The organism is Mangrovibrevibacter kandeliae (genome assembly GCF_024519155.1).
GTDB lineage: Bacteria > Pseudomonadota > Alphaproteobacteria > Rhizobiales > Rhizobiaceae > Mangrovibrevibacter > Mangrovibrevibacter kandeliae.
The window spans coordinates 226,323-245,827 of record NZ_JANIFJ010000006.1; the positions used below are offsets into that span (position 1 = coordinate 226,323).

At 70.0% G+C, this 19,505-nt stretch carries 19 protein-coding genes and 1 tRNA gene; 4 read left to right on the forward strand and 16 right to left on the reverse strand.

Features of this window, described 5'->3' with window-relative positions; all coding sequences use genetic code 11:
- The first annotated feature begins 72 nt into the window (after nt 1-72).
- Nucleotides 73-363: a SelT/SelW/SelH family protein gene (locus tag NPA30_RS16285; RefSeq protein ID WP_256803822.1), complete on the forward strand. Its 291-nt coding sequence runs from the start codon at nt 73-75 to the stop codon at nt 361-363.
- Between the two features lie 78 nt (nt 364-441).
- Here NPA30_RS16285 and NPA30_RS16290 read toward each other — a convergent pair whose 3' ends face one another.
- Nucleotides 442-1,047: a DUF1236 domain-containing protein gene (locus NPA30_RS16290; protein WP_256803823.1), complete on the reverse strand. Its 606-nt coding sequence runs from the start codon at nt 1,045-1,047 to the stop codon at nt 442-444.
- Between the two features lie 90 nt (nt 1,048-1,137).
- Complete coding sequence (locus tag NPA30_RS16295; RefSeq protein ID WP_256803824.1) at nt 1,138-1,488, reverse strand: DUF427 domain-containing protein; 351 nt, start codon at nt 1,486-1,488, stop codon at nt 1,138-1,140.
- A gap of 507 nt (nt 1,489-1,995) precedes the next feature.
- Between NPA30_RS16295 and betB the strand changes: the two genes are divergently transcribed.
- Together betB and NPA30_RS16305 are read left to right on the forward strand one after the other, a co-directional pair.
- Entirely contained in the window at nt 1,996-3,462 is a 1,467-nt protein-coding gene (gene betB, locus NPA30_RS16300; protein ID WP_256803825.1) for a betaine-aldehyde dehydrogenase, read from the forward strand.
- A gap of 70 nt (nt 3,463-3,532) precedes the next feature.
- The gene (locus NPA30_RS16305; protein WP_256803826.1) at nt 3,533-3,691 is read left to right on the forward strand and encodes a hypothetical protein; all 159 of its coding nucleotides are present in this window, start codon (nt 3,533-3,535) and stop codon (nt 3,689-3,691) included.
- 22 nt (nt 3,692-3,713) lie between these two features.
- Here NPA30_RS16305 and NPA30_RS16310 read toward each other — a convergent pair whose 3' ends face one another.
- The 12 genes from NPA30_RS16310 to rplU all read right to left on the reverse strand — a co-directional run bounded on the left by NPA30_RS16310 (nt 3,714) and on the right by rplU (nt 14,898).
- On the reverse strand, nt 3,714-4,862 hold the full coding sequence (locus NPA30_RS16310; protein ID WP_256803827.1) for a divergent polysaccharide deacetylase family protein: 1,149 nt from the start codon (nt 4,860-4,862) through the stop codon (nt 3,714-3,716).
- A gap of 118 nt (nt 4,863-4,980) precedes the next feature.
- Complete coding sequence (locus tag NPA30_RS16315) at nt 4,981-6,324, reverse strand: S41 family peptidase (RefSeq protein WP_256803828.1); 1,344 nt, start codon at nt 6,322-6,324, stop codon at nt 4,981-4,983.
- Complete coding sequence (locus tag NPA30_RS16320; RefSeq protein ID WP_256803829.1) at nt 6,314-7,870, reverse strand: murein hydrolase activator EnvC family protein; 1,557 nt, start codon at nt 7,868-7,870, stop codon at nt 6,314-6,316. The genes NPA30_RS16315 and NPA30_RS16320 overlap by 11 nt, the downstream gene beginning before the upstream one ends.
- 176 nt (nt 7,871-8,046) lie before the next feature.
- Nucleotides 8,047-8,529 (reverse strand): 23S rRNA (pseudouridine(1915)-N(3))-methyltransferase RlmH, encoded by a 483-nt coding sequence (gene rlmH, locus NPA30_RS16325; protein ID WP_256803830.1) that lies wholly within the window; start codon nt 8,527-8,529, stop codon nt 8,047-8,049.
- Between the two features lie 37 nt (nt 8,530-8,566).
- The gene (rsfS, locus tag NPA30_RS16330) at nt 8,567-8,965 is read right to left on the reverse strand and encodes a ribosome silencing factor (RefSeq protein WP_372338839.1); all 399 of its coding nucleotides are present in this window, start codon (nt 8,963-8,965) and stop codon (nt 8,567-8,569) included.
- A gap of 106 nt (nt 8,966-9,071) precedes the next feature.
- Nucleotides 9,072-9,716, reverse strand: coding sequence for a nicotinate-nucleotide adenylyltransferase (locus NPA30_RS16335; protein WP_256803831.1), 645 nt, complete (start codon nt 9,714-9,716; stop codon nt 9,072-9,074).
- Nucleotides 9,713-11,014: a glutamate-5-semialdehyde dehydrogenase gene (locus NPA30_RS16340; RefSeq protein ID WP_256803832.1), complete on the reverse strand. Its 1,302-nt coding sequence runs from the start codon at nt 11,012-11,014 to the stop codon at nt 9,713-9,715. Before NPA30_RS16340 ends, NPA30_RS16335 begins: the two co-directional genes overlap by 4 nt.
- A gap of 80 nt (nt 11,015-11,094) precedes the next feature.
- Nucleotides 11,095-12,210, reverse strand: coding sequence for a glutamate 5-kinase (proB, locus tag NPA30_RS16345; RefSeq protein WP_256803833.1), 1,116 nt, complete (start codon nt 12,208-12,210; stop codon nt 11,095-11,097).
- Nucleotides 12,207-13,304: a GTPase ObgE gene (obgE, locus tag NPA30_RS16350; protein WP_256803834.1), complete on the reverse strand. Its 1,098-nt coding sequence runs from the start codon at nt 13,302-13,304 to the stop codon at nt 12,207-12,209. The genes proB and obgE overlap by 4 nt, the downstream gene beginning before the upstream one ends.
- 97 nt (nt 13,305-13,401) lie before the next feature.
- Entirely contained in the window at nt 13,402-13,983 is a 582-nt protein-coding gene (locus tag NPA30_RS16355) for a GNAT family N-acetyltransferase (RefSeq protein ID WP_256803835.1), read from the reverse strand.
- Between the two features lie 130 nt (nt 13,984-14,113).
- On the reverse strand, nt 14,114-14,383 hold the full coding sequence (gene rpmA / locus NPA30_RS16360) for a 50S ribosomal protein L27 (protein ID WP_256803836.1): 270 nt from the start codon (nt 14,381-14,383) through the stop codon (nt 14,114-14,116).
- 29 nt (nt 14,384-14,412) lie between these two features.
- Nucleotides 14,413-14,898, reverse strand: a complete 486-nt coding sequence (rplU, locus tag NPA30_RS16365) for a 50S ribosomal protein L21 (RefSeq protein ID WP_256803837.1) — start codon at nt 14,896-14,898, stop codon at nt 14,413-14,415.
- Between the two features lie 361 nt (nt 14,899-15,259).
- On the opposite strand from rplU, the gene NPA30_RS16370 reads away from it, so the two are divergent.
- Nucleotides 15,260-15,349, forward strand: a tRNA-Ser gene (locus NPA30_RS16370).
- Nucleotides 15,350-15,480: 131 nt separating this feature from the next.
- Here NPA30_RS16370 and NPA30_RS16375 read toward each other — a convergent pair.
- Nucleotides 15,481-18,894 carry a DEAD/DEAH box helicase family protein gene (locus NPA30_RS16375; RefSeq protein ID WP_256803838.1) on the reverse strand — a complete coding sequence of 1,138 codons (3,414 nt, stop codon included), beginning with the start codon at nt 18,892-18,894 and terminating at the stop codon, nt 15,481-15,483.
- Nucleotides 18,894-19,424: a hypothetical protein gene (locus NPA30_RS16380; protein WP_256803839.1), complete on the reverse strand. Its 531-nt coding sequence runs from the start codon at nt 19,422-19,424 to the stop codon at nt 18,894-18,896. The genes NPA30_RS16375 and NPA30_RS16380 overlap by 1 nt, the downstream gene beginning before the upstream one ends.
- Nucleotides 19,425-19,505: the final 81 nt, after the last annotated feature.

Here is a 19,505-nt window from a genome sequence, read left to right on the forward strand (position 1 = left end):
AGGAGGGACGCCGCGCGGCACGTCTGGCCGCCGCGTCTCGCCTGCCGGCGCGTGAGACGGTAGGGTGGCGGGATGACGAAGCCCCGCATCACCATCACCTACTGCACCCAGTGCCAGTGGCTCCTGCGCTCGGCCTGGCTGGCGCAGGAACTTCTCTCGACCTTTTCGACCGATCTCGGCGAAGTGGTCCTGATCCCGGGCACCGGCGGCGTCTTCGAGATCGCCTATGAGGGCGAGACGATCTGGGAGCGCAAGGCTGACGGCGGCTTCCCGGAGGCCAAGGTGCTGAAGCAGCGGGTGCGCGACCGGCTCGACCCGGAGCGCGATCTCGGCCACAGCGACCGCAAGCCGGCAGAGGCCTGAACCGGCAACGGCCCCATGAAACGACGGAGGCCGCCCGCAAGGGGCGGCCTCCATGATGGCCCGTGAGCCGTCCGCGCCTCAGTTGACGTAGTAGACGACCTGTCGGTTGGCATCGTCCACCACGTAGGGCCGGCCGTTGTAGTAGAAGTACGAGTAGCCCTTGTAGTCCGGGATCGGCTGCAGGGTGACCGTCGCCGGCACCTGCGTGCCGACCTCGACCGGGCCGTCAATGGTGACGGTCTGCACCGGGTTGCTGCGCACGTACTTGATCATCGGCTCGGGGGTGGAGGCCGGCGCGTAGACGATGGTCCGGTCCGACGCCTTCACGATCACCGGCCGACCGCCGTTGGCATAGAAGTAGGCGTAGTCCGGATCGTCCGGCACCTCGGTCAGCGTCACGCTCTGCGGCACGATGTAGCCCTCGGTGATCTTGCCCTCGACGGACACCGGCTCGGTCGGGTTGTCGATGACGTACTGGCGCACCGGCTCCGGGGCGGCGGCGGCGCTGCCGACGGCCGCACCGATGACGCCGCCGACGATCGCGCCGACCGGACCGCCGACGATGGCGCCGCCGACCGCGCCGGTCGCCGTGCCGGCCGCCACGCCCTGCGACTGCTTGTTCTGCGCGGCGGCGGGGCCGGCCAGGAGGGCGAGAGCGGCGCTCGCCAGAAGAATCTTGCGCATGGGTACTCCTCGTAGACTGCGATCTTCCCTTCGCCGCCTAAAACCCGCCGCGCCCGCTCTCGTTCCCGTGAGCGCGGCAGGACGCCGCGCTCAGCCGACGCGGATCTCCACCATGTCCGGGTAGAAGGCGACGCAGTCGGCGATCGCCTCGACGCCGGCCTTGGGATGTTCGTAGCCCCACACCGCGTTCGGCGCGGCGTGGCCGCCCGCCGAGATGCTCCAGTAGCGGGCATCGCCCTTGTAGGGGCAGTGGCTCGTGTGCGCCGTCGGCAGCAGGAACTCCATCGCGACGTCCTCGCGCGGGATGTAGTAGACCGGCGCGTGGCCGGTCTCGCGCAGGATGAGCGCGCGCTTGGTGGAGGCGATGACCGCGCCTTCGAAGGTGACGTTCACCGGCTCGGTCTCCTGGGTGATGCTGATGCGTTCCTTGGTCGTGCTCATGCGGGTGTCTCTCATCTAGAACCGATTTGACGCGTCAACGCGCGCCGTGGCCGGGTGTTGCCGCGCCTGACGGCGCTGGCCGGCATGTGGGGCGTTGCGAGCCTTTGGGGGAGACGTGCGACGCCGATGCCGCGATCACGCCTTCGCGCACGCAAGCGCCGCGAGGTGGCGGTAGCGGCGGCTTTTGCCCGGCTGCGCGCTGACGCGCGCATCCACCCTCTCCCGCAAGCGGGGAGGAATGGCGCACGAAAGGGTCATGCTGATGCCGCCTTACGGGAGAGGGTGTGCGGCGGCGCTGCCGCGGCAGGGGGACGGCGGCAGGCTGGCGAGGGATCGCACGGGCGCGCACGTGAAGGCGCCGCGCGACGCTGCCTCCTATCGCCTTGCGGAAAGGATGCCGGCAGGGGAGGAGGGCGCCCGCGTCGTGGCCGCTCCGGCGCCGGTTTCGCCGCCCGCCGACATCGTCTAGAACCCGGGCGTCCTTCACCCGCAGCCGAAAGCCCGATCATGCGCGCCCAGCCTTCCGCCTCGCACTTCATCGACGGCCAACCCTTCGAGGACACGGCGGGCATGGCCTTCGAGAGCCTCTATCCGGCGACCGGCGAGACGATCGCACAGCTGCATGCGGCGACGCCCGCCGTCATCGCCCGGGCCGTTGCGGCGGCGGGGCGGGCCCAGGCGGAATGGGCCGCGAGGAGCGGCGCCGAGCGCGGCCGGGTGTTGCGCCGCGTGGCCGAGATCCTGCGGGCGCGCAACCGCGAGCTCTCGGAACTCGAGACGCTCGACACCGGCAAGCCGCTGCAGGAGACGCTCGTCGCCGACGCCGCGTCCGGCGCCGACTGCTTCGAATATTTCGGCGCTCTGGCGGCCGACCTGCGGGGCGATCACGTCGAGCTCGGCGGCGGCTCCTACGCCTATACGCGGCGCGAGCCGCTCGGCATCTGCGCCGGGATCGGGGCCTGGAACTATCCGATCCAGATCGCCTCGTGGAAGGCGGCGCCGGCGCTCGCCTGCGGCAACGCGATGATCTTCAAGCCGTCCGAGACGACGCCGCTGACGGCGCTGAAGCTCGCCGAGATCCTGATGGAGGCCGGCGCTCCGGCCGGGCTCTTCCAGGTGGTGCAGGGCGCGGGCGAGGTCGGGGCGGCGCTCGCCGGCCATCCGAAGATCGCCAAGGTTTCCGTCACCGGCTCGGTCGCCACCGGCGCCAGGGTGATGGCGGCGGGCGCCGCGACGTTGAAGCACGTGACGCTGGAGCTCGGCGGCAAGTCGCCGATCCTCGTCTTCGCCGATGCCGACCTCGACGCCGCGGTGTCGGGCGCGATCCTCGGCAACTTCTACTCCACCGGCCAGATCTGCTCGAACGGCACGCGCGTCTTCGTCGAGCGCCCGGTGCGGGCCGAGTTCGTCGAGCGGCTGGTCGAGCGCACGCGGCGGATCCGCCTCGGCGACCCGCTCGACGAGGCGACGCAGATGGGGCCGCTGGTCTCGCGTGCCCAGTACGAGCGGGTGCTCGGCTACATGCAGCTCGGCGTGAAGGAGGGCGCGACCCTCGCCTGCGGCGGCGGTGCAGCCCGCCTGCAGGGCATGGGGGACGGGCTGTTCGTCGAGCCGACGGTGTTCACCGACGTCCAGGACCACATGCGGATCGCCGGCGAGGAGATCTTCGGCCCGGTGATGTCGGTCCTCGACTTCGACAGCGAGGAGGAGGCGATCACGCGGGCCAATGCCAGCGAGATGGGCCTCGCCGCCGGCGTCTTCACCGAGGACATCCGCCGCGGCCACCGCGTCGTGGCGAAGCTCCAGGCGGGCACCTGCTGGATCAACGCCTACAACCTGACGCCCGTCGAGATGCCGTTCGGCGGCGTCAAGCGCTCCGGCATCGGCCGGGAGAACGGCCGCGCGGCGCTGGAGCATTACAGCCAGCTGAAGTCGGTCTATGTCGAGATGGGCCGGGCGGAGGCGCCCTATTGAGCGTGCCGTCGATGCAGGCGTTCCCCTGGTGCCGCGCGGCACGCTCCTGCGGTCCCGGAGCCCGCCGGCGATGACCAAGGTCCTTTCGGTCCTCATGATCCTCGCGATGGCGGTCCAGGTGATCCGCCCGATCGGCATCTACGGTCTGAGGAAGCGCAGCGACTTCTGGAAGATCGCGGCCTTCGCGCTGATCCTGTTCGGCGTCATCGCGCTGATCCGCCCCGAATAGCCGGGCGTAGCATCGCCGCGTCTCAGTGCTGCTCGGGGTCCCAGGCGAGAGTGGAGACCGGTACGATCTCGACGCCGCGCCCCTCGGCCTCGTGCACCCAGGCCGCGATCTCGGCGACCGACGTGTCGAAGGCCGAAGCGACTCCGATCGCCGTCCCCTTGGCGCGCGCAGTGCGCTCGAGAGCATCGAGTTGCTGGCGGATCTTCGCCGGGTCGCGGTCGCCGTCGATCAGGATGTCGGAGGCCGCGAACGGCGTGCCCTCGGACATGGCGGTCGCCTTGGCGAGGCTGCGCGACGAGCTGCCGTCGTCGAGATACATCAGCCCCCGGCGGGCCGCCTCGTCCATCACGGCGCGCATCGCGTCGGCATCGGCGGTCAGCCGTGCGCCCATGTAGTTCATCACGCCGACATAGTTCGTCATGCGCCCGAGCGAGCGGTAGAGGGCGTCGAACGCGCCGGCCGTCATGTCCGCGACGGTGACGGTGTTCTCGCCCGGTGTGACCTGCGGATAGCCGACCGGCTCCATCGGCGTCTGCAGGAGAAGCTCGTGGCCGGAGCGGCGGGCCTCGGCCATCCAGCGCGAGAGGCTGTTGCCGGACGCGGCGAAGCCGAGGGTGACGCTGCCCGGGAGCTGTTGGATCGCCGCCTGCGTGCCGGTCTGGCTGATGCCGAGACCGCCGACGATCACCGCGATGCGGGCGCCCAGCGCGCCGGAGGAGGCTCCGGCATAGACGTCGAAGGGCCGGCGGCCGTCGCTGGCGCGGACCGGCAGCGGCCCGAAGCGGCTCGACTCGATCAGGGCGTCGTCCGGAAACGCCGCCATCGCTGGCGGCTGGCGCAGCGACTGCGGGTCGCGCACGTCGATCCGGCCATAGGGCGTGTCGACCACCGGCGGCGGGCTGCCGACGGCCTGCACGCCATCGAGCCCGGTCTTGGCAGGCGGCGGCAGCGGCGCGCGGGCGACGGGCTCCGGCTGCTTCGGCGGTGCGGGCGGCGGCACCTCGAAGCTGGCCGTGCGGAACTGCGGCTGGAACCAGGCCGTGGCGGCCGATCCGGCGACGATGACCGCTGCCGCCAGGATCGGCAGCAGCGCGGCGGGATCGAGGCGCACTCGCGCGCGGGAGACGGCGCGGGGAGCCTGCCCGAGGGGGCGGAAGAGGTCGTCGGACATAGGGGAAGCTTAGAGAGCGAAGCTGGTCTCGGCCTCGCCGTCAGGCATGGGATGCTCCGAAAGCGAAGAGCCCCGGCCGGGGGCACGGGGCTCTTGCATGTGCATGGACGCCTCGCCGTCAGTTGGCGGCGCTGCTCTCGCTCTTCGGCGGGAAGGCGGCGTTGGTCTTCTCGCCGCGCAGCAGGGCCAGCGCGTATTGCAGCTGCAGGTCGTCCTTCTTCTCCGGCGGGACGTAGTCGAGCGAGCCGGAGCCTTCCTTGTTCTCGTCGACGCCGGTGATGTGACCGCGCAGCGAGGACTCGCCGCGTGCGACCTGATCGTCGTCGTCGAGGCCCATCTGCTTCTTGATTTCGTCCGGCAGCGGCTGCTCGACCGCGATGTCCGGATCGATGCCGCGGCCCTGGATCGAGCGGCCCGACGGGGTGTAGTAGAGCGCCGTGGTCAGCCGCAGCGCGCCGTTGGCGCCGAGCGGGATGATGGTCTGCACCGATCCCTTGCCGAAGGAGCGCGAGCCGACGACCGTCGCCCGGCGCTGGTCCTGCAGCGCGCCGGCCACGATCTCGGAGGCCGAGGCCGAGCCGCCGTTGACGAGCACCACCAGCGGCTTGCCGCCGATGTCGTCGCCGGAGCGGGCGTTGTAGCGGCGGGTCTCTTCCGGGTTGCGGCCGCGGGTCGAGACGATCTCGCCGTTCTGCAGGAAGGCGTCGGAGACGCTGACCGCCTCGTCGAGCAGGCCGCCCGGATTGCGGCGCAGATCGAGCACGAAGCCCTTCAGCTTGTCCTCGCCGACCTTCTGCTTGATGTCGGCAATGGCCTCTTCCATGCCGCGCGTCGTCTGCTCGTTGAACTTCAGCAGCTTGATGTAGCCGACGTCGTTCTCGACCGAGTGGCGCACCGAGGGCACCTTGATCTCGTCGCGGGTGATGTTCAGCCGGATCGGCTTGGTCGCCCCGTCACGGATGATGGTGAGCTCGACCGAGGTGCCGATGTCGCCCTTCATCTTCTCGACGGCGTCGGTCAGCGTCAGGCCGCGCACGTCCTCGCCGTTGATCTGGGCGATGAGGTCGCCGGCCAGGACGCCGGCCTTGTCGGCGGGCGTGCCCTCGAAGGGGGAGACGACCTTGACGAGGTCGTCCTGCATGGTGACCTCGATGCCGAGGCCGCCGAACTGGCCGCGCGTCTCGGTCCGCATGTCCGCCGCTTCCTTGGCGTTCATGTAGCTCGAATGGGGATCGAGCGAGGTCAGCATGCCGTTGATCGCGGTCTCGACCAGCTTCTGGTCGTCCGGCTTCTCGACGTACTGGGCGCGCACGCGCTCGAAGACGTCGCCGAAAATCTCCAGCTGCCGGTACGTGTCGGAATCGGCCGCATTCGCCACGCCGCTGTTCTGACCGGACACGACGGTCATCGCCGTCGCTCCCATCAGCGCGCCGGCGAAGAGTATCGAGATCTTACGAATCATTCCTCGTCCTTCCAGAAGGTCCATCCGACCACCACGGCGCGGGATCGACCGGTTTCCCGTCCTTGCGAAATTCGACGTACAGCGAGGGAACCGAGGGGGCGAAGTCGCTGCCGGAAGCGCTCGCGAGGCGCCGCACGCCCATCACCGCAACCGGCTCGCCCGCGAGTACGAATTGTCCGACGTCCACATCGATCCGGTCCATGCCGGCAAGAACGATATGATACCCGTCCCCGGCGTTCAGGATCAAGAGCTGCCCGTAGGAGCGGAACGGGCCGGAATAGAGCACCGAGGCATCGGCTGGCGCCGTCACGACGTCACCGCCGCGCGCCGCGAAGGTGACGCCGGAGGCGGGCGAGCCGAGGCTGTCCGTTTCGCCGAAGCCGATGAGTTGATCGCCTGCCACGGGTTGCGACAAACGGCCCTTGAGTGTCGAAAATGCGGCGGCCGGCGCGAGGCGCTGCATGTCACGTCGAAGTGACGCGATGTCGTAACTCGGCGCATTTGCCGACGGCGCGGCGGGATCGGGAGCGGCGGATCCGGGTGCCGAGGTCGCAGGCGAATCGGCCGGCGGAATCGGCCTCGCCGCGGCGGCTTCCGCGTCCTGCCGCTTGCGCGCGTCCTCCGCTGCCTGACGCCGCGCCGCGTCCTCGGCCGCCTTGGCGCTCTGCAGCTCGGTTTCGAGCGAGGCGATGAGGTCGTTCAGGCTGGTCGCCCTGGAGGCCAGCTCGGCGGCCCGCTGGCGCTCCGCCTCGCGCCGGTCGCGGCTCGTCGCCTCGAGCTTCTGCTTTTCGTCGAAGAGCTTGGCGAGCCGCGTCTCCTCCTCCTTCTGCCGGGTCAGCCCCGCGACATAGCGCGCCTTCTCGTCGCTCGCGGCCTTGCGGATCGAGGCGAGGCGCTGGAGGTCGGCGACGAGGGCGTCGGTCTCCTTGCGGATCGAGGGCACCACGGCGCCGAGCAGGATCGCGCTGCGCACCGAGCCGAGCGCGTCCTCCGGCTTGACGAGAAGCGCCGGCGGCGGCTTGCGGCCCATCCGTTCGAGCGCCCCGAGCACTTCGGCGAGGAGCCCGCGCCGCGCCCGCAGCGAGGTCTTCACCGTCGCTTCCTCGTCGGTGAGCGTGCCGAGGCGGCGCTCGGCGGTGGCGATGCCGAGCGAGATGGTCTTCTGCGCCGCGGCAGCGTCGATCATCGCCTGGCGGATCTTGTCGCGGTCGGCACCGAGCGCGTCGATCTCGGCGTCGAGGCTCTTCACCGTCTCCTGCGTCAGCGAGATGGTGCGGCGCAGGTCGGCGAGCTGGTCGGCGGCCTTCTGTCGGGCGGTCTCGATGGCGGCAGCGCGCGATTCGACGAGCGGCTGCTCGGGGATGCTCCCGGTCTGGAGGGCCGCCGGCTCGGCGCTCGGTGTCTCAGCCGTCGCTGCACCGGCGCCGGTGGCCGGGGGCGGCTCGGCGATCGCGGGCAGGCACCAGACGAACGCGACGCAGGCCGCCAGCAGCGCCGGCCGGCGCAGCCGCTCCTTCCGCTCCCCCCTGATGCCGCGTGCCGCCAAGGTCCGCCTCTTCCAGCCGATCCGGAGACGATAGAATCGCGGTGTTAACAATTCATCAAGCATCGCCCCCTCGCTGGTGCCTGAGGAGCGTGGCGAGGCGATGGCAGGGACCGGACAGGCGCCGGCAAGCGCCGCATCGCGGAAGGCGCGATCAAGCGTCCTCCGGAAGCCTCCGGTCAAGCCCGATGGTAGGGATGCCCTGCCAGAATGGTCGCGGCGCGGTAGAGCTGTTCGGCGAGGAGAATGCGCACGATCTGGTGCGGAAAGGTCATCCGCCCGAGCGACAGGACGAGGTCGGCGGAGGCGCGCAAGTCAGGATCGAAGCCGTCAGGGCCCCCGATCAGGAGGGCGAGGTCGCGCGTGCCGGCGTCGCGGCGCCGGGCGAGGTCCTCGGCGAAAGCTTCGGAAGAGGGGCTGCGGCCGGTCTCGTCGAGGACGAGCAGCGTGCAGGGATCGGGCAGCGCGGCCTTCAGCCGGGCCGCCTCGTCGCGCTTGCGCTCGGCCGCCTGTGCGGCGCGCGCCTCCGGCAGCTCCACGACGCCGGCAAAGTCGAGGCCGAGCCCGCCGCCGCTCTTGCGGAAGCGATCGAAATAGCGTTCCACGAGCTCGCGCTCGGGGCCCGTCTTCATGCGGCCGATGGCCGCAACCGTCACGCGCATCGTCGTCCTCGACGAGCCGCGTCCGCCAGTCGGTGCGTCAGTGGACGGTCGCGTCCGGAGCGTCGCCGACGGACCACATCTTCTCGATGTTGTAGAAGCTGCGGACTTCCGGGCGGAAGATGTGGACGATGATGTCGCCGGTGTCGATCAGCACCCAGTCGCCGTTCGACAGGCCCTCGACCTTGCAGTTCCCGAAGCCGTTGTCCTTCAGGTCGCGCAAGAGGCGGTCGGCGACGGCGGCCACGTGGCGGTGCGAGCGTCCGGAGACGACGACCATGTGGTCGGCAAGGGCCGACTTGCCCTTCATGTCGATGGAGACGAGATCCTCGCCCTTGGAGTCTTCCAGACTCGTGATGACGAGATCGATGGCGCTCGGTGCGACCACCCGGTCGGGACCGTTTGCCTCCGAAGGAGCGTGCGAGACGGCGTCCTTCACATTCGCGCTCTGTGGCAGTGTCTTCTTTCCCTTTCCGACCCGCTGTCGGGAACCACCAGGCTATAGCGCTTCCCTTAAGCAAAAGTGGCAGCGACCGATGGCAGTTTCAAGACAGATCGCTTGCGCGGGCCCGCAGGGCGGTGGACGAGAGCGGCGAGCGCGGCCCATGCAGGAAGACCCAGGCCGGCGCGCGCCGGAAGGGCAAGGCGGCGGCGTCTTCTTCGGCGAGGCGGAAGCGCTCGAGCGTCTTGGCGGCGGGCGAGGAGAGGAGCGCCAGGGTCGATCCCGGCCGATCCACCACGGCGAGCGGAAAGGTCGAGGCGATCGTGCGCCAGCTCTGCCAGCGATGGAAGGAAGCGAGGCTGTCGGCGCCCATGATCCAGACGAAGCGCACCTGCGGCCGGCGCCGGTGCAGCAGCGCCACCGTGTCGGCGGTGTAGCGGATGCGCGCGGCCGCCTCGAAGGCCGTGACCTCCATGCGCGGATCGCCGGTCATCGCCCGGCACGCCGCGAGCCGCTCGGCCAGCGGGCGCAGCGCGCCGTGGTCCTTCAGCGGGTTGCCGGGCGTCACCATCCACCAGAGCCGGTCGAGCTCCAGCTTGCGCATGGCGATCTCGGCGACCAGCCGATGCCCCTCGTGCGGCGGATTGAACGAGCCGCCGAACAAGCCGACGCGCAGGCCGGGTTCGGTGTGCGGGAGGGCCAGCGCGGCGGGCGCGAGGCGCTGGTCGGCGGGCGGAACGGCAATCACGGTCGCGTCTGCCCGCTCCCTCGGACGCGGTAGTTGAAGCTCGTCAGCTGCTCGACGCCGACCGGGCCGCGCGCGTGCATCTTGCCCGTCGCAATCCCGATCTCGGCGCCCATGCCGAACTCGCCGCCATCGGCGAACTGCGTCGAGGCGTTGTGGAGGAGGATGGCCGAATCGATCGAGGCGAGGAAGCGCTCGGCCGTTTCGCGGTCGTCGGTGACGATCGCCTCGGTGTGGTGCGAGGACCAGCGCTCGATGTGGGCGATGGCGCCCTCCACCCCGTCGACCAGCGCGACCGACAGGATGGCGTCGAGATACTCCGTGCTCCAGTCGGCCTCGCTCGCGGCCTCCGCCTTCGGCCAAAGCGCCCGGATCGCGTCGCTGCCGCGGATCTCGCAGCCTTTGGCAGCGAGCGCGTCGAGGATCGGCGCAAGATGGGTGTCGGCCGCCGCGCGGTCGACGAGCAGCGTCTCGGCCGCGCCGCAGACGCCGGTGCGGCGGAGCTTGGAGTTCACCGCGATCTTGACGGCCATGCCGATCTCGGCCGCCTTGTCGACATAGAGGTGGCAGAGCCCTTCGAGATGGGCGAAGACCGGCACCCGCGCCTCCGCCTGCACCCGCTCGACCAGCGAGCGGCCGCCGCGCGGCACGATGACGTCGATCGCTCCGCCGAGGCCGGCCAGCATCTCGCCGACGGCCGAGCGGTCGCTCGTCGCCACCAGCTGGATCGCATCGGCGGGCAGGCCGGCGGCCTCGAGCCCGGCGGTCAGGCAGGCGTGGATCGCGGCCGAGGAGCGGGCGGCGTCGGAGCCGCCGCGCAGGACGACGGCGTTGCCCGCCTTCAAGCACAGCGCGCCGGCATCAGCGGTGACGTTCGGGCGGCTCTCGTAGATGACGCCGACGACGCCGAGCGGCGTGCGCACCCGTTCGATGTGGAGGCCGTTCGGCCGGTCCCAGGCGGCGATCACCGAGCCGACGGGATCGGGGAGGGCGGCGACGGCGCGGATCGCCTCGGCGATGCCGGCGATGCGTGTCTCGTTCAGCACCAGGCGGTCGACGAAGGACGGGGCGAGCGACGCGAGCCGCGCCCGCTCGACGTCGGCGGCATTGGCGGCGAGGATCTCGGCATGCGCGGCCTCGACCGCTGCGGCCATCGCCTGCAGCGCGGCGTTCTTCGCCTCGGCACTGGCCAGCGCCAGCACGCGGGCGGCGGCGCGGGCGCGCCGACCCATGTCTGCCATCAGCGCCGGCACGTCCTGCGGCGCGCGGCCGTCGATCGCGGACAGAGCGGGCAAGGTCATGGCGGGGCTCCCCTCACGGAACGTCGAGGGCGGGATGTCGCATATCGCAGGAGGGCGATCAATCGCGGGCGGCCGCCCGGCTACTCCGCCAGCGCCATGTCGTCGCGGTGGATCATCGCGGCGCGCGGCGCGTGGCCGAGGATCGCCTCGATCTCGGGCGTGCGCTTGCCGAGGATCTGGCGGGCCTCGTCGGCGTCGTAGGCGACGAGCCCGCGCGCGATCTCCTGGCCCTGCGGCCCGACGACGAGGATCGTGTCGCCGCGCGCGAAGGCGCCCTCGACGGCGGTGACGCCGGCGGCCAGCAGGCTCTTGCCCGTGCGCAGCGCCGTGGCGGCGCCGGCATCGACCCGCAGGCGCCCGGCGGCGTTGAGGTGCCCGGCGATCCAGCGCTTGCGCGCCGTCACCGGAGTCTCGGCGGCGAGGAACAGCGTCGCGCGCTCGCCGCGCTCGATGGCGGCGAGCGGATGCAGCCGGTTGCCGGCGGTGATGATCATCGCCGCACCGCCGCCCGTCGCGATCTTGCCGGCGTCGATCTTGGTCTTCATGCCGCCGCGCGAGAACTCGGACGCTGCGCCGCCGGCCATCGCCTCGATGTCGGGCGTGATCCGCTCGACCAGCGGAATGTGCCGGGCGCCCGGATCCTGCGCGGGCGGGGCGGTGTAGAGACCGTCGATGTCCGACAGGAGCACGAGGAGGTCGGCCGACATCATCGTGGCGACGCGCGCCGCGAGCCGGTCGTTGTCGCCGTAGCGGATCTCGCTGGTCGCGACCGTGTCGTTCTCGTTGATGACCGGCACGGCGCCGAGCCCGATCAGCGTGCCGATTGTGGCGCGCGCGTTGAGGTAGCGGCGCCGCTCTTCGGTGTCGCCGAGCGTCAGCAGGATCTGGCCGGCGACGAGCCCGTGGCGGTCGAGGATCTGCGAATAGGCTCGCGCGAGCGCGATCTGCCCGACGGCGGCCGCCGCCTGGCTCTCCTCGAGCTTCAGCGTGCCGGGCGGCAGGCCGAGGATCTTGCGGCCAAGTGCGATTGCCCCGGAGGAGACGAGGAGGATCTCGGCGCCGGTTCCGGCGAGGCGGGCGACGTCCTCGGCGAGCGTCGCGAGCCAGGCTTCGCGCAGCCCCGTCTCGCGGTCGACGAGGAGCGCCGAGCCGATCTTGACGGTGATCCGGCGGTAGCCCGACAGGACGGTGGTCATTCCTCGCCGCCGTCGTCGTCGGCGGCCGCAGACCGGTTTTCGGCCTCGACGGGTGGCGTCGCCCAGCGCGCTGCGTCGGCCGGATCGGGGGCGGCGGCGTCCTCGTCAAGCGCCTCGATCTCGCGCCGCAGCGCCCGCAGCGCCTCGGTCATGCCCTCGCGCGTCACCGCCGAGAGCGCCAGCACTTGCGCGCCGCTCTCCTGGCGCAGGGCCGCGAGCTTCTCTGTGCGCTCTTCGGGCGTCAGCGTATCGGTCTTCGACAGGGCGACGAGCTCCGGCTTCTCGTCGAGCCCGTTGCCATAGGCCTCGAGCTCGCCGCGCACCGTGCGGTAGGCGTAGGCGACGTCGTCCTCGGTGGCCGAGACGAGGTGGAGCAGCACGCGGGTGCGCTCGACATGGCCGAGGAAGCGGTCGCCGATGCCGACGCCCTCGTGCGCGCCCTCGATCAGGCCGGGAATGTCGGCGATGACGAACTCGTGGGTGTCGATCGAGGCGACGCCGAGGTTGGGGTGGAGGGTGGTGAAGGGATAGTCGGCGATCTTCGGCCGGGCGGCGGTGACGGTCGCGAGGAAGGTCGACTTGCCGGCGTTCGGCAGGCCGACGAGGCCGGCATCGGCGATCAGCTTCAGCCGCAGCCAGATCGTCATCTCCTGGCCCGGCAGGCCGGCGTTGGCGCGGCGCGGCGCCTGGTTGATCGAGCTCTTGAACTGCCAGTTGCCGAAGCCGCCATTGCCGCCGGCGGCGATCCGCACGCGCTCGCCGACCGCGGTGAGGTCGCAGATCAGCGTCTCGTTGTCCTCCTCGAAGACCTGCGTGCCGACCGGCACGCGCAGCGTCACGTCCTCGCCCTTGGCCCCGGTGCGGTTGCGGCCCATGCCGTGGCCGCCGATCTTGGCGCGGAAGTGCTGCTGGTAGCGGTAGTCGATCAGCGTGTTGAGCCCGGCGACCGCCTCCACGAAGACGTCGCCGCCGCGCCCGCCGTCGCCGCCGTCCGGGCCGCCGAACTCGATGAACTTCTCGCGCCGGAAGGAGACGGACCCGGCACCGCCGTCGCCCGATCGGATGAAGACCTTGGCCTGGTCGAGAAACTTCATGACTTATCCTGGAACGACGGGCCGCGCCGCGGCGGCCTCGGAGTTGTCTAGATCGAAACGCCGCCGCGCGATACCGCGCGGCGGAACGGCGGGCGCCTCAGCCGGCCGACTGCCGGCCCCAGGCCTTCAGCGAAATCCAGCTGCGCCGGTCCATGTGGTAGCGCTCGGTGGCGACGCGGCCGGCGGCGAGCGAGGCGATCATGCCGGTGCCACAGAACTGGAAGCCGCATTTGCCGATCACCCGGCGCGACGCGCCGTTGATCACCCGGCAGGAGACCTCGACGCAGTCGATCGCCAGGTGCTCGAACCCGAAGTCGACCATTGCCTGCACCGCCTCTGTGGCGAGGCCCTGGCCCCAGAAGGGGCGGCCGAGCCAGTAGCCGACGTCGACCGCCTTGGGATGACTGCCGGGCTTCAGGCTGACGACGCCCAGAAAGGCCCCGCCGTCGCGGGCGGTGATCGCGAGCGCGATCTCCTTGCGCGGCGTCTCGATGAAGGCGATCGCGTCGTCGATCCCGTAGGGATGCGGCAGCACGGAGAGCATGTCGGCGATGTGCCGGTCGTCGGCGAGCTGCGCCATCGCCTCGGCGTCGCCAATGTCGGGCATCCGCAGCCTCAGCCGCGGCGTCAGGATCGGGCTGCGGGGGCCCTGGTGGGGGAAATCGTCATCCTCGGTCACGGCTCCGGTCCTTCTGGAACGAGCAAAGGGGAGATGGCGCCCCATCTCCCCTCGGTCTCGGACCAGTCGCCCGGTCAGGGCTCTGGCGGACGCCGGGTCGGTGAGACGCCGGCGTCGCAAAAGCGCCGGGTCACTCGGCTGCTTCGACTTTCGGCGTAATGGAGACGAAGGTTCGGCCCTGCGCCTTGGTGGTGAAGGTCACGGTGCCCTCGGCGGTGGCGAACAGGGTGTGGTCGCGGCCGATGCCGACGCCGACCCCCGGATGCCAGCGCGTGCCGCGCTGGCGGATGATGATGTTGCCCGGGACGACGCGCTCGCCGCCGAACTTCTTCACGCCGAGGCGCTTGCTCTCGGAGTCGCGACCGTTGCGGGACGAGCCGCCTGCTTTCTTGTGTGCCATCTGTCAGGTCTCCTGATCTTCTCGGCCGCTCAGGCCTCGGCGTCCGTATCGGTCGCGGCGGCCTTCTTGCGCGGCGCGCGCGGCTTCTTCGGCTTCTCGGCGGCGGTCTCGGCCGACGCGGCAGCCGTGTCCTGGGCCTCGACCGCCTCGGCGGTGGTGTCGGCCGACGCGGCCTCCGTCCTGGCCGCCTTCGCCTTGGCGCTCGGCGCCTTGCCGTCGGTCAGGATCTCGCCGATGCGGATCAGCGTCAGGTCCTGGCGGTGGCCGCGGGTGCGCTTGGAGTTCTGGCGGCGGCGCTTCTTGAAGGAGATCACCTTCGGGCCGCGGGTCTGCTCGACGATCTCGGCGGTGACCGAGGCGCCGGCGACGAGCGGGGCGCCGATGGTGGTGCCGACCATCAGCACGTCGGTGAAGGTGACGAGGTCGCCGGCATCGCCGACGAGCTTCTCCACGGTGAATTCGTCATTGGCGGCGACGCGATACTGCTTGCCACCGGTCTTGATGACTGCGAACATTTTCGTCCTCGTTCGGCCGGCTCTCGGGAACGCCCGGGCCGTCTTCTTGTCAGTCGGTTGCGGGGTGCTTTTGCAAAGCAAGAGGGCGCGGTTGCCCACGCCCATCGGGGATGCCATACGCGAGGGCGTGCCCGGCGTCAACCGCGCGTGACCCAGGGTCAGAGACCGGATGCTGCGGCCGGGCAAGTCCGGCGCCGCGCGTCGCACGGCGCGGGCATCCGGAATCACGGCCCGACAACGGGTCCCGCGATTTTCTCGCCGAGGCCGCTTGTGCGCGAGCCGCCGGCTTTGATATGAGGGCTGCGCTTCGCGTCCAACCACGCGCGCAAGCCCCGGCCGATTCCGATCGCCGGAGACGGCCGGAGAGGTGGCAGAGTGGTTGAATGCACCGCACTCGAAATGCGGCATACGTGCAAGCGTATCGGGGGTTCGAATCCCCCCCTCTCCGCCAGATGATCGTCCTGCTCGTTTCGAAGCTTCCGTCGAAGGCCCTGAACGACGATCGTCACGCAGGAGGTTCGGCCGCCTGAGTTCGGCCGGTGGCCGAGCCACGACCGCGCCGCGCAGATCAGCCCGCTCCGATCAGGCCACCGCGCTGCCGTTGATCGCGTCGATCACCTGGAACAGGCGGTCGGTGCGCTTGATGTCGAAGACGTTCTCCGGCCCCTGCGGCGCGATGTCGGTGAAGGGGCTTTCGTAGAGCAGGCCCGGATCCATCACGCCCTGCGCCGTCAGATGCTCGACGATGAGGCCGATGAACTCGATCTGCTCGGCGCTCGCCGAGCCGCCGGCGATGAACTCGGCGAAGGCGTCGTTGACCGCCTTGCGGTCGAGGCCGACGAGCGAGCGGACGAAGCGGCCGAACCCTTCGCTCGTCTCGCGTGCTCGCTCGATCGTGTCCGCATTGCCGATCCCGGCGTCGAGCAGCATCGCCTCGAGTTCGGCCAGGTCGCTCGCCGTCAGCGGTTTGCCCTGGCGCAGCTTGTGCAGCGCGATGTGGTCGTCGTGGCGGCGCAGGAAGGCCCGCGCCTTCTGCTTGAAGCGCACGAAGTCGATCTCGCCCACCTGCGGCAGGTCGTGCGCGCTCGCCTCGCCCAGCTCGTCGGCGAAGTTGGAATAGACGATCGCGCGCTTCTGCTTCTCGATGTGCTGGACGAGAGTGCGCAGCCGCAGGCGCACGAGTTCGAGATGCGGGACGGTGACGCCCTCCCACCAGTGGTCGTCCTGCACCGCCTCGATCAGCTCCGCCGCGGCAGCGACGCCTGGGATCGCGGTCTGGCTCTCCAGCGCCGAGGCGATCTCCACAAGCTGCATCCTGAGCGTTGCGAAGCGCTTCGAGCCGTTGAGGAGGGCGAGTTCGAGCTGGAACATCAGAAGGTCGAAGCGCTTGGCCTCCTCGGTGCCGAGCCGCTTCGCCGTAGGCAGGGGAGCGACCTCCTCGACGAGCTCGGCGCGCTTCTCCGCGTCCAGCCGCGTCCACGCGGCAGGCTCCAGATAGGCCTCGACCAGCCGGCGCTTGCGGCGCACGAGGAAGCTGTCAAGGCTCATGCCGGCGACGGTCTCCTGCAGTTCCTTCAGCGCGTCGTCGCGCACGTCGGTCTCGCTCGGCAGATCGTCAGCGCCACCGGCGTCGTAGCCCGCGCCGTCCTCCGCCATCCCGCTCGGCGCCTCGCGCTTGGCGTCCAGCGCCGCCACCAGATCGAGCCGGGCCGCGAACAGCCGCTCCGACAGCGATTTCGAGCGCGACGCCTCGCGCATCTCGGGGTTGGCGCCGAAGAACTCGAGATTGCCGCAGTAGTCGAAGACGCGGAAGCACTCCTTGTCCTCGCCGGGGCCGAAGAGGTCGGGGCAGAGCCGCGTTCCGCGCCCCATCATCTGCCAGAACTTGGTCTTGGAGCGCACCAGCTTGAAGAAGACGAGGTTGACGACCTCGGGCACGTCGATGCCGGTGTCCAGCATGTCGACCGAGATCGCCACGTGCGGGTCCTTGTCCTTCTGTGAAAAGGCGTCGATCAGGCTCTGGGCATAGTCGATCCGGTAGGTGATCACCCGCGCGAAGTGGCAGGCGAGGTGCGGGAACATCAAGTCGAAGCGCCGGGCGATGAAGTCGGCATGATCCTGGTTCTTGGCAAAGACGATGGTCTTGCCGATGCGGTCGCCGCCCTCGACCCTGATGCCGTTCTCCATGAAGTGGCCGATCACCTGGTCGACCGTGTCCTCGTTGAACAGCCACTTGTTGACCTCGGCGGCGTCGACGCTGTCGGGCGGGCCGTCCTCGCCCCACTCCAGCATGTCCCAGCGATCCTTGTCCTCGCGCGACAGCTCGTCGTAGGTGAGGCCCTCGCGGATGATCTTCAGGGGCACCGAGATCGGCTCGGGCGGGACCAGATGGCCGTCGGCGATCGCCTCGTCGAGGGAGTAGGCGTCGGTCGGCACGCCCACCTCGAGGTCGAACAGGGCATAGGTGTCGCGGTCGATCTCGTCGCGCGGGGTGGCCGTCAGGCCGACGAGGAGACTGTCGAAATACTCGAAGATCGCCCGGTAGCGCTGGTAGACCGAGCGGTGGGCCTCGTCGATGATGACGAGGTCGAAATGCCCGGGCCCGAAGGCGCGCTTGCCTTCGGCCTTGCCGTCGATCAGGTTCATCATCGTCGGATAGGTGGAGAGGAAGACGCGCCCCTCCGCCGTCTTCTCGGTGACGAGGTTGACCGGCGCGGCATCCGGCAGATGCGCCTTGAAGGCGCCCGTCGCCTGGTTCACCAGGCTGACGCGGTCGGCGAGGAAGAGGACGCGCTTCACCCAGCCGGCGCGCATCATCAGATCCACCAGCGCGATCACCGTGCGCGTCTTGCCCGAGCCGGTCGCCATGACGAGCAGGCCCTTGCGCTCGTTCGCCGCCTCGAAGCTCTTGGCGAGCGCCCGGATCGCGCGCTGCTGATAAGGCCGTCCGGCGATCTTGCGGTTGATCGTCTCGCCGGCGAGCGCCTTCCGGCTCGTGCGCCGCTGGATCAGGAGCGCCAGCTCGTCCTGGCTGTAGAAGCCGCCGATCCGGCGCGGCCCATGGCGGGTGTCGTCCCAGATCCAGTGCTCGTAGCCGTTGGAGAGGAAGATCACCGGCCGCTGGCCATAGGCCGCCTGCAGCGCGTCGGCATAGAGCTTGGCCTGCTGCTGGCCCTTCGTCGCGTCGAATTTCGTGCGCTTGGCCTCGACGAGGCCGAGCGGCCGGCCGTCGGCGCCCCACAAGACGTAGTCGACAAAGCCGCGCCCTTGCGCGTTCGGCATGCCGGAGACCTCGAACTCGGTGTCCTCCGGCTTGTCGAGCGCCCAGCCGGCTTCCTTCAGGAGAAGGTCGATGAAGCGGTCGCGGGTCTCGGCCTCGTCGTAGTCGTGGGCGTCGGGCGTCGCCGCATTGGCCCTGCGCGCCGCGGCCACCTCGGCCCGGGTGCGCTTCAGCGCCTCGTCGAGCCCGTCGCGCTCGAGAAGGAGCTTCGTCAGCTCCCCGTCCTTTGCCTCCAGTGCCTTCTGCTGCGCCTGGATGTGCGCGAAGGCCTTGCGCATCGCCTCCTCGCGCCGCGACAGCGCGCGCGCGTCGAAGGCGAGCCCGTCGGCCGGCCGGCTGCCCCGCGCATAGGTGCGGGCGAACCAGAAGGCGAAGTGGAAGAGCTCCTTCACCGCCCCGAGCGCGTCGCCCTGCGAGACGGTCTTTTCCTCGTGCACCGCGCGGTTGCGGATGCGGTTGATGTATTTCGCCTTGGCGAACACGGCCTCGCCGGCGAGCCGCTTGAAGCTCGGCTCGTGCAGGAGGGCGGCGATGTTGTCCTGGTAGGGCAGGGTCAGCCCGGGGTCGTTCCGGAACGCCCACTTGACCGCGATCTCGACCGTCTTGCCGGCGAAGAAGGCCGCCGCCGTCGGCGAGGATGTCGCGCTCCGCTCGGCCTCGACGGCCGCCTCGTGGACGGCCGGAAATTCCGGGAGGAGGAACGCGAAGTTGGACATCAGCGCAGCTCGTTGAGCTTGGGAAAATCCGCGGCGAATGCGTCACGAACTGGTCGCCACTCTGCGTCAGGAATGTCATGGCGCCACTTAACGTTGTTCAGGACGTCGTAGCCCGCTGCTGCCATGTCTTGCGCAAGGCGCTTCTCCATCGCGCCGACGAGGTTGCGGAGAGGTATATGCTTTTCCATAAGCTCCGATCGCGCCTTGGCGTCGGAATGCCGGTAATCGTCCGGCTTCACGACTTCAGGATGGATTGGCCCATGCGCTGTGAGACGGAACTCTTGGCATTTCTCAGGGTCTATCTTTCGCTTTTGCAACTGTGTCCGCAGCGCGTTCTGATTCTTCAGCGCACCTAAATGCTGGCCCATCCGAATGTAAGGCGGGGAGGCGTTGGGGCTGGAGTTGTCGCCGGTGCGGCCGACATAGAATACCTCTCTGCCATCTTCGGTGATGACGTGCCAGACGTAGAGCCAGAAACCTCGCTTCAACATGGGGCCCGGCAATGTCAGCTTGAAGGTCCCCACCTCCATCAGCAGAACTCGCCCATGCAGAAGATTGCCGAAGACGCCGGCTTCGCATTGCGCATGACCTCAACGGCATGAGCGTGACCG

Bases quoted from the DNA above. Each gene is read 5' to 3' on its own strand.
- NPA30_RS16285 (WP_256803822.1), top strand. From the start codon at position 73: ATGACGAAGCCCCGCATCACCATCACCTACTGCACCCAGTGCCAGTGG.
- NPA30_RS16290 (WP_256803823.1), bottom strand. From the start codon at position 1,047: ATGCGCAAGATTCTTCTGGCGAGCGCCGCTCTCGCCCTCCTGGCCGGC.
- NPA30_RS16295 (WP_256803824.1), bottom strand. From the start codon at position 1,488: ATGAGCACGACCAAGGAACGCATCAGCATCACCCAGGAGACCGAGCCG.
- betB (WP_256803825.1), top strand. From the start codon at position 1,996: ATGCGCGCCCAGCCTTCCGCCTCGCACTTCATCGACGGCCAACCCTTC.
- NPA30_RS16305 (WP_256803826.1), top strand. From the start codon at position 3,533: ATGACCAAGGTCCTTTCGGTCCTCATGATCCTCGCGATGGCGGTCCAG.
- NPA30_RS16310 (WP_256803827.1), bottom strand. From the start codon at position 4,862: ATGTCCGACGACCTCTTCCGCCCCCTCGGGCAGGCTCCCCGCGCCGTC.
- NPA30_RS16315 (WP_256803828.1), bottom strand. From the start codon at position 6,324: ATGATTCGTAAGATCTCGATACTCTTCGCCGGCGCGCTGATGGGAGCG.
- rlmH (WP_256803830.1), bottom strand. From the start codon at position 8,529: ATGCGCGTGACGGTTGCGGCCATCGGCCGCATGAAGACGGGCCCCGAG.
- NPA30_RS16340 (WP_256803832.1), bottom strand. From the start codon at position 11,014: ATGACCTTGCCCGCTCTGTCCGCGATCGACGGCCGCGCGCCGCAGGAC.
- proB (WP_256803833.1), bottom strand. From the start codon at position 12,210: ATGACCACCGTCCTGTCGGGCTACCGCCGGATCACCGTCAAGATCGGC.
- obgE (WP_256803834.1), bottom strand. From the start codon at position 13,304: ATGAAGTTTCTCGACCAGGCCAAGGTCTTCATCCGATCGGGCGACGGC.
- rpmA (WP_256803836.1), bottom strand. From the start codon at position 14,383: ATGGCACACAAGAAAGCAGGCGGCTCGTCCCGCAACGGTCGCGACTCC.
- rplU (WP_256803837.1), bottom strand. From the start codon at position 14,898: ATGTTCGCAGTCATCAAGACCGGTGGCAAGCAGTATCGCGTCGCCGCC.
- NPA30_RS16375 (WP_256803838.1), bottom strand. From the start codon at position 18,894: ATGTCCAACTTCGCGTTCCTCCTCCCGGAATTTCCGGCCGTCCACGAG.
- NPA30_RS16380 (WP_256803839.1), bottom strand. From the start codon at position 19,424: ATGGAGGTGGGGACCTTCAAGCTGACATTGCCGGGCCCCATGTTGAAG.